This window comes from Actinomycetospora chibensis (genome assembly GCF_028737215.1).
In the GTDB taxonomy this organism is placed as follows: domain Bacteria; phylum Actinomycetota; class Actinomycetes; order Mycobacteriales; family Pseudonocardiaceae; genus Actinomycetospora; species Actinomycetospora chibensis.
Genome location: NZ_JAQZAM010000004.1, coordinates 1 through 13274 on the forward strand (window position 1 = coordinate 1; position 13274 = coordinate 13274).

The following is a 13274-nucleotide window of genomic DNA, read 5'->3' on the forward strand; positions in this document are numbered from 1 at the left end:
GGCCGGGGTCGGTGCTGCCGCCCGGGTCCGTGGGCGTCGTGTCGACGGGGACGGGGATGGTCGGGCCGGGGTCGGTGCTGCCGCCCGGGTCCGTGGGCGTCGTGTCGACGGGGACGGGCGTGATCGTGCCGGGATCGACGGGGGAGTCGGGGATCTCGCCCACCGGGTCGGTGGGCACCGCGGGACCGGGGTCGGGCTGGGTGGGCGTCTCGGTCCCGGTGGCGGGCGCCCCGGTCGCCGGGGCGGTCGGGGCGGGGACGACCTCGCCGGCCGCCGCCGGGGGCGTCACCGGCGCGTCGGGGAACGCTCCGGGCTGCGCGACGGCCGCGGCCGCCGGCGAGGCGACCGTGCCGGGGACGGGCGCAACGAGCGACGCGCCGGGAGCGGTGACCGACGCCGCCGGCGGAATCGTCAGGGCCGCCGTCCCGCCCGGGACGGCGGCCGGGACCGCGGGCGTCGCCGGCAGCGCGATGAGGACGGGCCCGGACGCCGGGACCGCGTCCGGCCACAGGTCGAGGAGCGACGCGGCGCCGTCGCGGAGCTGCTCGAAGACGTCCCCCGGAGCGTCGGTGATCATTTCCAGGACGGTGTCGGAGCCGACGCCGGTGCGCTCGGCCGACAGCGTCATCCCGACGGCGGCGACGTAGGCGGTGCACGCGGTGGCGGCGAGGAAGCCGATCGCACGCATGCCCCGTCGCCGCCGTCCGGTGAGGTCGACGAAGACCGGGTGCGGCTCCGTGGCCACCGGGACGAGCGGGTTCTGCGACTCCGTGAACGCCGGGTGCTGCGGCTCCGTGAGCACCGGGCGCGCGTCCGTCTCGGTCATGCGGTCGATCAACTCAGTCATGGTGGTTCCCTCATCGATTGCCATCGGAGATCACGCCCGGAAACCGCCGAGCGTCTCGGTGTACGCGTGGGGCGCCTGCTCCACCCCGCTGCAGTCGCTGCGCGCCTCCGGCGCGCCGGGGCAGCTCCCGTTGTCCCGCGCCGCGGACCAGAAGCCGAGGAAGCCGAGCCCCCGCGTCTCGGCGTGGTCGCGGACCGCGGCGGCGTCGTCGAGCGTCGTGGTCATGCCCATGTCGTTGCGGCCGATCATGACCGTGGCGCCGAACCGGCCGGCGACATCGGCCGGGTCGCTCCCCGGCTCGAGGGCGCCGACCTGTCCCAGGGCGACGTCGAGCGCCCCGGTCATCGCCGAGAGCCAGGACCCCTCCGGCGTGAAGTTCATGAGCATGACGTTCACCCGCGCCTCCAGGCCGGCCTCCCGACCCGCCCGGACGATCGCCATGCCCTCGGGGGTGATTCCGGTGACCTGGTCCTCCACCTGCACCGTGAGCGTGACCTCCGTGCCCCGGCTGCGCTGCAGGTCCGCGAGGGCCGCGGCCACGGTGGCCTCCGGGATGTCGCCCTCGACGTCGACGTCGAGACGGTTCGTGCCGACGGCGTCGAGCGCCGCCGCGTACGCCGCCGCGAGCGCGCCGGCGTCGGGGCACGCGGTCTCCAGGTAGGGCCCCTGCGCCCCGCCCGAGGCGAGGGTCAGGGCGCCGCCCCGGGCCCTCAGGCCGTCGACGACCCCGGCGACGGCCGGGTCGTCGAGCGGGACCGTGCCGCCCCAGGAGGGGGTGCATCCCCCGTCGCCCGCGAGGACGAAGGCGAGGACGGCGTCGGCCGGGCCGCTCGTGCTCACGAGGGAAGCCGGGTCCGCGGGAAGGGCGCCGGTGACGTCGACGTACGGCGCGACCTGGCGGGGTGCGGGACTCCAGGGCGCGGCGGCCGTCGGACCGGACGACATCAGGACCGCGGCGACGAGGGCCGCCGCCAGCACCACCCCGCCCACGAGCAGGGACCACCGCCCGCGTCTCCCACTGCGGACCGCCGTCATTCGACGGTCACCGACTTGGCGAGGTTCCGGGGCCGGTCGACGTCGTAGCCCAGGAGACGGGTGAGCCCGCGCGCGAAGTGCTGGAGTGCGACCACCGACTCGAGCGGGCCCCACGGCGGTTCGACGGCGGGAGCCTTCACCGGGAGGTCGGCGTCCTCACCGGGTCCGACGGTGATCAGGCGGGCGCCACGCGTGGTCATCTCGCGCGCGTTGACCGCGAGGCGATCGTGCGGGCGCGCCTGTACCGCGATCACCGGGGTCCCCTCCTGGATCAGCGCGAGGGGCCCGTGCTTGAGCTCGCCCGCGGGCAGGGCCTCGACCCAGCGGTACGCGAGCTCCTTGAGCTTGAGCGCGCCCTCGAGGGCGTAGGGCACCCCGGCGCCCCGCGAGACGTAGATGAAGGCGGGCTCGTCGGCGAGGTCGCGGGCCAGCCGATCGGCCGGCGGCGCTGCCAGCCGGTGGGTCGCGGCCATGTGCTCCGGTGCGGCCCGGAGCTGGGCCTCGAACCCCGCGACGTCCTCCGTCGAGAGTCGCCCGAGCGCGGCCGCCAGCGCGACGGCCAGCGCCGCGCCGGCGAGGACCTGGTTGGTGAACGACTTCGTGGCGGCCACCCCGCGCTCGGGACCGCACGCGAGATCCAGCACCGAGTCCGCCCGGCGCGCGAGCGTGGACCGCGGGTTGTTGGTGACGGCGAGCACGGGGTCGGTCCAGTGCTCGAGGGCCGTCAGGACGTCCGCCGTCTCGCCGGACTGCGAGAACGCCACGGTGAGGACGTCCGGGTCCTCGACCGGAGGCGGGGGCTCGCTCGCCACGACGACGTGGGCCGGGATGCGCGCCACCGATCCGAGCACCGCGGCGGTGACGTGCGCGGCGTACGACGAGCTGCCGCAGGCGACGAGGCGGAGCCGGGTCCGCGCCGGGACGCCGAGCTCCCGGAGCAGGAGCCCACCGGCGAGCCTCTCGGAGAGGCTGTCGACGAGGCGTGCGGCCGCCGCCGGCTGGTCGTCGATCTCCCGGGCGGTGAAGTCCTCCGCGTCGCCCATGTCGGCCAGCGGCTCGACGGGAGCGGCCGGTCGGCCGGCCCGGGGCGTGGCGAGGGCCTGCCCGCGGTGGTACCAGGCCTGCTCCGACCCGAGGACGACCACGTCGCCGTCGTCGAGCTCCCGCACGGTGTGGGTCCCGACGGCGAACCCCAGCAGGTCCGACGACGCCATGGCGAAGCGCTCCGCCTCGCCGACGAGCAGCGGACTGCGGTGGCGGGTCAGGACGACCGCGTCGAGCCCGCGCACGGTGACCCCGAGCGCCCAGCTCCCGCGCAGCCGGGCGGTGGCCTGCTCGACGGCCCGCGCCACGTCGTCGGCCGACGGGGCGGCGACGCCGCCGGCGAGGAAGGGCGGATGCGGCAGGAACTGCTCGACGAGGTGGGCGATCACCTCGGTGTCCACCTCGGTGGTGAGCACGTGACCCGCCGCGACCAGCTCGGCCTGCAGCTCCGAGACGTTGTCCAGGGTGCCGTTGTGCACCACCGCCACCGAGCCCGAGCAGTCGACGTGCGGGTGGGCGTTGACCGCTGTGGGCGCGCCGTGCGTGGCCCAGCGGGTGTGCCCCACCCCCGTGGTGCTGCGCTCGCCGGGCGGGATCAGCGCGGTCAGAGCCGGGATGCGGCCGCTCGTGCGATGCACGGCGAGCGTTCGCCCGTCCCCGGGATTGAGCGCGATCCCGACCGAGTCGTATCCCCGGTACTCCATCTTCGCGAGGCCGTCGAGCAGCGCCGGCAGCGCCGGCTCGAGGCCACGGAAGGCAACGATTCCGCACATGTGTGACTCCGCAGATCATCGATCGAGACGCGAGCGCGCACGCCGAGGAAACGCAGGGCGTCCCGTTGTCAGGACGTGCCGGTGCGCTTGTGCGGGACGCTCAGGAAGATCGTTCGGAGATGAACGGCGCAGCGGGGTCCCGGCTGCAGGTCTTCCCGATCATCGCGTCTCTGTTGTCGGCGTCGCAGCATCGGTGCGACAGCCGTTGTCGTGTTCCGGACCGTGTGAGCTCCGACGCGGCGCGTGGATGTCAGCCCGACTGATCGACGAATAACCCCCGCATGCGATCCCCCCGAATGGCAGCAGTGCCGGTCGTGTTCCGGCCACCACTTCCTACCAGGGTGTCCGGGACGTGCACACCGCGAGTGACCGAAGTTGGGCTTTCTGGTCTAGTCGAAGTTCTCACGTGGTGCGGCACGGGTGAAGCCGTGACCACATATCGTGAATAGGGGCTGTCCGGATGATCGGTCACGAGGCTGCGGAATCCGGCGGCGAGAGCGCTCGACGATCATCGAGAAATGACCCGCTGTCACTCGCTCGTCGCGCAGAGGTGCCGGAGAAATCGGTCTGCACGGTATTCGTCGCAGTATCGTGACAGCGCTCTCCGCGGACGAGTCCCGCGCCCACCTATTCTCGATCCACCGGTCACCTCGGGGTGACCAGGTGGGGACGGTGCTCCCGCGTCGTTCCCGGACAGGCGTGGGGGCCGCCGTGTCGGTGCTGGGGTGGGTGCTGGTCGGACTGGGCGCCTGGCTGCTCGGGTCCGTGGTGGCCGCCCTCGTCCTCGCCCACCTCATCCGCGCGAACTGCGTCTCCGCCCTCGACGTGCTCCCCGCACGGCACCGCCGGGAGCCGGACCCGTTGACGGTGCCGTCGGAGGACGGAGCGTCGGACGGCGACCCGGCCGAGGAGTCCGGCGAGCTGCCCGCCCCCCGTTCCGGGGCCCACGACGAGGCCGCGGCGGCTGAGCGCCGCGGGCCGCCGGAGTAGCGGCTACTCGAGCACCAGCCGCACGATCGCCACGACCCCGACGACGACGATCACGGCGCGCAGGACGGTGGGGGAGAGGCGCCGGCCGATCCGCGCGCCGAGCAGGCCTCCGATCGTCGAGCTCACCGCGAGGACCGCGACGACGGGCCAGCTGATCGGGGCGACGACGGCGTAGACGGCGCCCGCGACGACGTTCACGACGGCCGCGAGCACGTTCTTGTAACCGTTCAGGCGCTGCAGCGGCTCGGTGAGCATCAGCCCCATGACGCCGACGAGCAGGATCCCCTGGGCCGCCGTGAAGTACCCGCCGTAGACGCCGACGAGGAAGATCAGCGGGTAGAGCGGCCAGGTGCGACGGGTGGCGGCCGGCTTCTCCCGGAGCCGTCGGGTCAGCAGCGGCTGGGCGACGACGAGCACCAGCGCGATCCCGACGAGGAACGGCACGATCGTCTCGAACGCGTCCTCGGGCAGCGAGAGCAGCAGTGCCGTGCCGCCGATCGCCCCGAGCGCCGACATCACCGACCACAGGATCAGCTGCCGCCGCGCCCCGACGATCTCGCCGCGATAGCCGTACGCCCCGGTGATGCTGCCCGGGACCAGGCCGATCGCGTTCGACGTCGTCGCCGTCACCGGCGGATAGCCGAGGGCGACGAGGACCGGGAACGTCACCAGTGTCCCGGACCCGACGACCGTGTTGATCGTCCCCGCCCACACGCCGGCGACCGCGATGATCAGGCCGTGCCACCAGGTCACCCGCGGACCCTAAGGGGCTGCACCGGTGGGCTCTGGTCCTGACGCCCGGTGGCCGAGGCGTCAGGCGAGGCTGCGGACAACCGTCGAGTCGTTCACGTTCGCCCTTGCGAGTCCGTTCGGGTGCTGGACATAGCCTGAATGCGCACGCCATCGGCGATGGCGTCCGCAGACTTCGTCAAGTTGTGCGAAGTCCCGCCGCGACCGGAGTTCTACTGTCCGCCGGGTGCCACCGATTCGGCTTCGGCTCATCTGCGATCACCAGACGCTGGCCGACGTCCTGGTCCGCCGGCTTCGCCACCCGCGGGGTGCGTCTCGGCGTTGCTGCGGTGCCTGGAGATCGCCGGTCACCTCGAGATGGCGGTGAATCACCGTCCGCACCCACACCAGCAGCTTCCGGGGGATCGAGATGTTGCGCGCGCCCGACTCGGCGGCCGAGGGCCCCGACACGCCAGGTGTGCCGCTCGATCTGCATGCACCCGGCGATCGTGCGGTCTTCCAGCCGGGCCTGCCGCCGGTGCCGGCGCGGCCGATCATGGGTCTTCGGTCGATCAACGGCCTGCATGCCGCGATGCTCGTGCTGCCCGTGGACGCCCTGATGCTCCTGACACCGGCTCTGTGGGTCCCGCAGCACGGGCGGGCGTTCGTGGCCCTCGCGGGCGTGGGGCTGATGATGCTGACCGGTGGCGGGCGCTACCGGGCGAAGCTGCACGTCAGCGTTCTCGACGAGCTGCCGACGATTCTCGCCCGCCTGCTCACCGCCGCGGCCGCGGTGGCCACCGCGTTCGCCCTCTGGAACCCGGGCGAGCCGATCACGCCGTTCCTCGGAGCCTCGGTCTGGAGCCTCGGGTTGGTCGTCCTGGGTCGGGTGGTCACGACCCAGGCCATCCTCATCGCGCGCCGACGGCGGCTGGTCACTCACCGGACCATTCTCGTCGGCGGGGGCGCCCTCGCTGCCGAGATCGCGATGCTCCTCCAGCGCCATCCGCGCTACGGCCTCGCCGTGGCCGGCTTCGTCGACGACGGCTGCTCGCCCGCTGCCTCGGCCGTGATCCCTCACCTCGGGCGGATCGACGACCTCGACCTCGCGGTCGCGGCGAACGACGCGGACGTCGTTCTGGTGACCGACGGTGATTTCTCGGAGGTCGAGCTGCTCGAGGTCGTACGTCTGCCTGACTGCGCCGACGTGGACCTGCTCGTGGTGCCGCGGTTGCATCCGTTCCACACCCAGACCGGCGGCGCCGACCACGTCGGGGCGGTGCCGGTGATGCGCGTCCGCAGCCCGGCATTGCGCGGGCTCTACTGGACGCTGAAGCGCGTGGTCGACATCGCCGTCAGCGCCACAGCCCTCCTGATGCTGGCGCCTGTGCTCGCCGCCTGCGCTGCCGCCGTCCGGTGGGAGGGCGGGCCGGGCGTCCTGTTCCGGCAGGAGCGCGTCGGACGCGGCGGCCGAACGTTCCAGTGCCTGAAGTTCCGATCGATGCGGCCCACCACGCCGAGTGAATCGGCAACTCAGTGGAACATCGCCACCGACGCACGGATCGGATGGGTCGGACGGGTGCTTCGCCGCACCTCGCTGGACGAGCTGCCCCAGTTCGTGAACGTCCTTCGTGGCGACATGACGCTGGTCGGACCGCGCCCCGAGCGGCCGCACTTCGTCGAGCAGTTCTCACGGCAGTACTTCCGCTACGAGCACCGCCACCGGGTGCCGGCCGGTCTCACCGGCCTGGCCCAGGTCAGCGGGCTGCGCGGCGATACGCCGATCGCGGACCGGGCTCGCTTCGACAACTACTACATCGAGAACTGGTCTCTCTGGCTCGACCTCAAGGTGGTGCTTCGCACGGTCGGGGAAATGATCTTCGCCCGCGGCCGGTGAGGGCGGCCGGCCGGCCGGGTCGCGGCCTTGCGTCGCCGCGATCGCTCGGACGAATCGTCAATGTTGATGAGGCCGAACGCCATGCGGGTGTCCACACTGAGGCCGGGACAGATGGTCTGACCTGCCCTGGACGACGAGCTCCGGCGTGACGAGAGTGGCAAGAATGCTGTTCGCTCGTGGGCGCTGAATTCCTGCTCATTCACGCGACGTAGGGAAGTCATGCGCATCTCGGTCGCCCATGAGTGGCTGACGAACTGGGGCGGGTCCGAGCGGGTCGCGGCCGAGATCAGGGACGTGGCCGGGGCGCAAGAGCTGGTGGTCTCCGTCGCGAACCGTGAGCTCGTCGCCGAGCGCTTTCCCGACCTGCCGGTGCGCGCTCTCTGGCCCTCGCGACTTCCCTCCGCCAGCACGAGGTGGGCGAGGTACGCCGTACCGATGATCGGCGCCTGGGCGACCGCGCGCATCGAGGCGGACGCGCTGCTGGTCAGCTCCCACTTCGCGGCGCACTTCGCGGCCGCGAGGTTCGAGGGGCCGTCGATCGTGTATTACCACACGCCGGCCCGGATGCTGTGGTGCCCGGAGATCGAGCTCGCGCGACTGCCGCCCGCGGCCCGAGGTGCCGTGCGCGGCGCGATCTTGCCGTCCATGCGGCGGTGGGATCGGCGGGCAGCTCAGAGCCCGACCGTCGTCCTCGGCAATTCCACCGCGGTCGCTCGGCGGATCGCCGATGCGTACGGCCGCACCGCCCAGGTGCTCCACCCGCCCGTCGACGTCGACCGCTGGAGCTCGCTCGCTCGCGGTGGCCGGTCACACCTCCTGTGGGTGGGCCGCCTGGTCGCCTACAAGCGACCTGATCTCGCCATCGAGGTCGCGCGGCGAACCGGACTGCCGCTGGTGGTCGTCGGGGACGGCCCGGAGCGGGCGCGCCTGGAGCGCGCCGCTCCCGCACACGTGCGATTCCTCGGTCATGCGCCGGAGTCCGTGGTTCGGGACGCGCTCGCCCACGCCGGCCTCCTCGTCTTCCCCGGAGAGGAGGACTTCGGGATCGCTCCGGTGGAGGCGCTCGCCGCGGGCGTGCCGGTCGTCGCCCTCGCTCGGGGCGGCGCGCTCGACTACGTCCGGGCAGGAGAGAACGGTGTTCTCGTCGAGGAGCAGGAGCCCGAGGCGTTCGCCCGCGCCGTCCGGGCGGCCTGGGCGAGCTCGTGGGACGAACGGCTGATCCGCGACAGCGCTCGACGATTCTCGGTGGACAGGTTCCGTGCCGAATTCGCGTCGGTCCTGGACGCGACGCTGGGGACGGCCTGGCGTCGAAGGAAGGTGGGCAGGGCGCGGACGATCTCGTCCAGCGACGTCGCGCCGTCGCCGGTCGCGCCATGAGCCACGACACCGACAGCGGCCGACTCTCCGCGGCCCCACGATCGGATGTCCAGGATTTCGCGGCCCGTACCGGCCGGGTGCGGGTCCACATGACCGGGTCGGCATGGTTCTCAGCAACTCCGGGCGGGCTGAACCGCTACTTCACCGATCTGTACTGCGCACTGCGCAGCCGTTCGGACGTGGACGTATCCGCCGTCGCCTTCGGTGAGCCGGCTCCGGGGGGCCGGTCGTGGGGACCCGTCGGCGGGTCGACACGACGCCGCGTGCGGGCCTCGCTCGTGGAGAACCCGCCACTGCCACATCAGGCCGTGGTCGATCGGCACTTCTGCCTCTACGGGCGTCCGGTCGTCGGTCGACGGGGTCGACACCCGGTGGTGGTGCACTTCCATGGCCCGTGGGCGGCAGAGAGCCGTATCGCGGGCTCCGGCGAAGCCGCCGCTCGCGCCAAATACTGTCTCGAGCGGATCCGGTACTCCGGCGCCGACCGGTACGTGGTGCTGTCCACCTGCTTCCAGGATGTGCTGGTCGACAGGTACCGCGTCCCGCCGAGCCGGATTCGGCTGATCCCTCCGGGCGTCGACCTCGATCGCTTCCGTCTGCTGGAGCGGTCTCGGTCGCCCTCCACCATGGTCCTCTGTGTTCGGCGGCTCGAGCGCCGGATGGGGGTGGACGTCCTGCTGCGTTCCTGGCCGGGCGTGCTCGCCTCTCAGCCCGATGCGCGTCTCGTGATCGTGGGCACCGGGAGCGAGGAAGCAGCTCTGCGTGCCCAGGTCGCCGAGTCGCGGCTCGGCGGAACCGTCTCCTTCGAGGGCCGGGTCGGGGACGCGCGCCTGGCCCAGCTGTACGGGGAGAGCGCGCTGACGGTGGTGCCGTCGGTGGCGTTGGAGGGATTCGGGCTGATCGCACTGGAGTCTCTGGCCGCGGGTCGCGCACCGGTGGTGACCGACTGCGGCGGGCTGCCCGACTCCGTGCGGGGGCTCGACCCCTCGCTGGTCGTGCCCGCGGGCGACCCCGACGCGCTCGCGAACCGCCTGGTCGACGGCCTCCACGGACGGGTTCCCGGGCCGCGGCGGTGTCGGGAACACGCCGAGACGTTCTCGTGGCAGGCGACGGCGGCCCAGCACGTCGAGATGTACACGGAGCTGCTCGCATGATCAAGGCGCTCTTCGTGACCCACACCGCCGCGCCGTCCGGTGCCGAGCTTCACCTGGTCCAGCTCGTTGCAGCGCTGCGGAATGTCGAGGTCGCCACCGCGTTCACCGAGGACGGACCCATCGCGGAGCGGATGCGCGCCCACGGCGTCGAGACCACGATCATCCGGAACGACTTCGACAGCCGCGCGATGACCATTGCGGGCAGTGGTCCAGTCGGACTGGTCAAGGGATTCTTCGCGCTCCTGCGGCTGGGCTCGGCGCTCGGCTCGGTCACGCGCCGATCAGCCGCCTCGGTCCTGGTGGCCGAGAGCACCAAGGCCCTGGTCATGGGTGCCGTGGCCGCCCGAGTGGCCCGAGTCCCACTGGTCTGGCAGGTCCGCGACCGGATCTCTGCCGAGTACTTCGGTCGGGCGCTCGCCCCGCTCGTCCGCGTGTTCGGGTGGGCCGTCAGCGATGCCTACATCGCGAACAGCCGATCCACGTTGAGCTCGCTGATCCGGTGGAGGAAGCCCGCACTCGTCGCCTACCCGGGCGTCGAGATCGACGGAGGACGTCCACGGCCGAGTCAGCGCAGCCCCGAGAAGACCGTGGTCGTCGTCGTCGGTCGCTTGACCCGGTGGAAGGGGCAGGATGTGTTCCTGCGCGCCCTCGCCGAGGTGGCAGTGCGCCCGGCGCACGTCTACCTGGTCGGCGGGACCTTCTTCGGCGAAGAGCCGTTTCGAGACGAGCTCCAGCGCCTCGCTGGCGACCTCGGCCTTCCGGTCACCTTCACCGGGCACGTCGACGACCCCACGTACTACATGCGTCAGGCCGACATCTTGGTGCACTGCTCCGTGATCGCGGAGCCGTTCGGCACCGTCGTCGTGGAGGGGATGAACGCCGGGTGCGCGGTGATCGCCTCGCAGCCCGGCGGCCCGACCGAGGTCGTCGAGCCCGGAGTCAACGGCCTCCTCGTCGACGCCGGCGACCGGGCCCAGCTGACCGCGGCCCTGGACCAGCTCATCGGGGACCCCGACCTGCGGCGTCGGCTCTCGAGCGCGGCACCGGCGCGTGCGGCGCACTTCGACGTCAACGACGCCGCGCGCGACGTGGCCGGCTTCCTCGACGCGCTCGTAGCCACCTCACATCGCGGGGGCGTGATGCATGTCCGAAGTTAGGAAGGGGATGCGTCTCGTCGCCGCCGCGCGCGACGTCGGCTTCGTCAGCTTCGGTAGGTACGGGCAGTACGTCGTCACGATCGTGACAGTGCCGTTGATCGCCCGGCTCCTGGGGCCCGAGGGACTCGGCCTGGTCGCGGTCGGGATGTCGTCCTACTTCATCGGATCTCTCCTGGTCGACCTGGGAATCACCCAGTTCCTCGCCGCGACGATCCCCGGCGGGGGTGTGCGCCAAATCCGAGGGAACTACCTCGCGATCCGCGCGAGCATCTTCGGAACGATCGTCGGAGCGCTGCTGCTCGGTCTCGTGCTCGGTGCGGGCCCGGTAGTGACCATGATCCTGCTCGGTCTGTCCGCCGGTGGGGCTTCGTCGATGTCGGAGGACTGGGTTCTCATCGGCCAAGGCCGCTTCGGCGCCTCGATGGCCTACCAAGGTGCCGGCCGGATCGCCTATCTGGTTCTGTTGATCGTTGTTCTCCCCCGCTACCCGCACGCTGCCGTCGCCCTGATCTGCCTGCTGCTCTCGTCGATCGTGACCGTTGGCCTCACCTGGCGGGACTCCCTCAAGAGATTCGGCCGGCCCGAGCGTCCACGCCACGTTCTGATCATGATACGGAAAGGTATTCCCGTCCTCACTTCCCGCCTGCTGGTGTCCAGCTTCGGGCTCGGCTCCGCGACGATCTACTCGTCCGTGCTCGACGCCGCGTCGCTCGGACTGTTCTCCGCCGGTGACCGCCTACTGCGGGCGATCCAGGGACAGCTCGACGCCATCGGGTTGGCGTTGCTGCCGCGGATGGCGCGCGTCGGCGGAGCCGACCGGTTCTGGAAGCGCGCCGTCTTCTCGATGCTGGTCTGCGTCGGAATCGCATGTGTTGCCACCGCCACCGTGTGGGTGACCGCGCCGACCCTCATCGGCGTGATGTTCGGTGACGGCTTCGCAGATGCCGTTCCTCTGCTGCGTGTGGAGGCATTCATCCTCCCCGCCACGGCGCTGACATCGTTCGCCACGACGGCCGTGCTGCCGGTGCGCCAAGACACCACCGGAGTACTGATCGGAGCGGTCATCGGCACGTGCGTGGCGGCTGTGTGGTTCTACGTCGCGGTACGCACCCACTCGGTGTGGGCGCTCGCATACGGAACGCTGAGCTCGGAAGTCGCACTCGCGCTGTGGTACATCATCCGTATGCGAATCCTGAAAGTCCGCGACCGGAACGCGGGTCACGGTGAGACGGACAGAGTCGTCGCTGATGGGGAGGTCACCGTGCCATGAGGATCCTGTTCCTCGGTGACGACTGGATCGGCAGCAACGCCACGTCGCTGGCCGACGGTTTCCGTCGCGCCGGCCACGACGTGGTCGTCGTCGACACCACGGCGGTGTCGCACCCGGCGCGGCTGTCGTACCCGTGGATCTATTCCAAGCTCGCCGGGCGCCGCGCCCCGTGGCACGTGGAGCGAATCCACCGTCGGATCGAGCGCGTCGCGACCGAATTCCGTCCGGACCTGCTCTTCGGATTCAAGACTGTTCACCTCGACCAGTCACGACTCCTCGCGACCCCGGCCGCGCTGCACGTGCACTACAGCCCCGACGACGCGTCGAATCCCTACAACACCTCGCCCGGATATCTCGAGTTCGAGCGGGAATGGGACCTCGTGGTGACGACCAAGCAACACAATGTGGCGGAGCTCCTCGCGCGCGGCGCGCGCGAGGTGAAGTTCGTCCTCAGCGCCTACGACCCGGCGTGGCACCATCCGCGTGCCCGCCGGGGCTCGACTCGCTACCTGGTCGGCTTCATCGGGGCCTGCCGACCCGATCGCCGCGGCAGGATCGTCGCCCTGGGCCACGAGTACGGCCACGGAGTGCTCGTGCGGGGTCCGGGATGGCGGCGCATCCCGGAGCTCCGGACGACGCGTGCGACGGTGGCCGGCCCGGCCTACGGCGCGGCGTTCTCGTCCGCGGTGGCGTCGGTGACGGCGAATCTGGTGCTCCTCAACTCGGACAACCGGGACACACACACCTGCCGGACGTTCGAAGTGCCGGCCGCTGGCGGACTCTTCGTCGGCGAGCGGACGGACGAGCACGCGGCGCTGCTCGACGACGGCACGGAATGTCTTCTGTTCTCCGACGACGACGAGCTCTACGAGCTCCTGCGCTGGTGTGACGATCATCCGGACCTGGTCCGGAAGGTCGCCGACGCGGGACGAGAACGCATCACGAGCGGGCGCCACGGATACGTTGATCGTGCTCGAGAAATCGTCGACGCCCTGACGTAG

The 13274-nt window shown here is 71.6% G+C and carries 10 protein-coding genes and 1 pseudogene; 7 read left to right on the forward strand and 4 right to left on the reverse strand.

Annotated elements, in window-relative coordinates:
• The 3 genes and pseudogenes from PH189_RS06820 to glmS all read right to left on the reverse strand — a co-directional run.
• A pseudogene (locus tag PH189_RS06820) lies at positions 1-847 on the reverse strand (hypothetical protein); the annotation flags it as partial.
• A gap of 30 nt (positions 848-877) precedes the next feature.
• A complete protein-coding gene (locus PH189_RS06825; RefSeq protein WP_274188018.1) occupies positions 878-1837 on the reverse strand; it encodes a glycoside hydrolase family 18 protein in 960 nt (319 codons plus the stop codon).
• A gap of 41 nt (positions 1838-1878) precedes the next feature.
• Positions 1879-3699, reverse strand: a complete 1821-nt coding sequence (glmS, locus tag PH189_RS06830; RefSeq protein ID WP_274188019.1) for a glutamine--fructose-6-phosphate transaminase (isomerizing) — start codon at positions 3697-3699, stop codon at positions 1879-1881.
• A 699-nt stretch (positions 3700-4398) separates the two neighbouring features.
• Here glmS and PH189_RS06835 point away from each other — a divergent pair.
• Positions 4399-4689: a hypothetical protein gene (locus PH189_RS06835; protein WP_274188020.1), complete on the forward strand. Its 291-nt coding sequence runs from the start codon at positions 4399-4401 to the stop codon at positions 4687-4689.
• 3 nt (positions 4690-4692) lie between these two features.
• Here the strand turns inward: PH189_RS06835 and PH189_RS06840 are convergent, their stop codons facing one another.
• Positions 4693-5442 (reverse strand): sulfite exporter TauE/SafE family protein, encoded by a 750-nt coding sequence (locus PH189_RS06840; protein WP_274188021.1) that lies wholly within the window; start codon positions 5440-5442, stop codon positions 4693-4695.
• Positions 5443-5848: 406 nt separating this feature from the next.
• On the opposite strand from PH189_RS06840, the gene PH189_RS06845 reads away from it, so the two are divergent.
• The 6 genes from PH189_RS06845 to PH189_RS06870 all read left to right on the forward strand — a co-directional run bounded on the left by PH189_RS06845 (position 5849) and on the right by PH189_RS06870 (position 13274).
• Positions 5849-7315 (forward strand): sugar transferase, encoded by a 1467-nt coding sequence (locus tag PH189_RS06845; protein WP_274188022.1) that lies wholly within the window; start codon positions 5849-5851, stop codon positions 7313-7315.
• Between the two features lie 219 nt (positions 7316-7534).
• Positions 7535-8692, forward strand: a complete 1158-nt coding sequence (locus tag PH189_RS06850) for a glycosyltransferase (RefSeq protein WP_274188023.1) — start codon at positions 7535-7537, stop codon at positions 8690-8692.
• A gap of 89 nt (positions 8693-8781) precedes the next feature.
• Positions 8782-9846: a glycosyltransferase family 4 protein gene (locus PH189_RS30450; RefSeq protein ID WP_378014973.1), complete on the forward strand. Its 1065-nt coding sequence runs from the start codon at positions 8782-8784 to the stop codon at positions 9844-9846.
• Positions 9843-11003 carry a glycosyltransferase family 4 protein gene (locus PH189_RS06860; RefSeq protein WP_274188025.1) on the forward strand — a complete coding sequence of 387 codons (1161 nt, stop codon included), beginning with the start codon at positions 9843-9845 and terminating at the stop codon, positions 11001-11003. Before PH189_RS30450 ends, PH189_RS06860 begins: the two co-directional genes overlap by 4 nt.
• A 7-nt stretch (positions 11004-11010) precedes the next feature.
• Positions 11011-12273 carry a lipopolysaccharide biosynthesis protein gene (locus PH189_RS06865; protein ID WP_274188026.1) on the forward strand — a complete coding sequence of 421 codons (1263 nt, stop codon included), beginning with the start codon at positions 11011-11013 and terminating at the stop codon, positions 12271-12273.
• Positions 12270-13274, forward strand: coding sequence for a CgeB family protein (locus tag PH189_RS06870; protein WP_274188027.1), 1005 nt, complete (start codon positions 12270-12272; stop codon positions 13272-13274). Before PH189_RS06865 ends, PH189_RS06870 begins: the two co-directional genes overlap by 4 nt.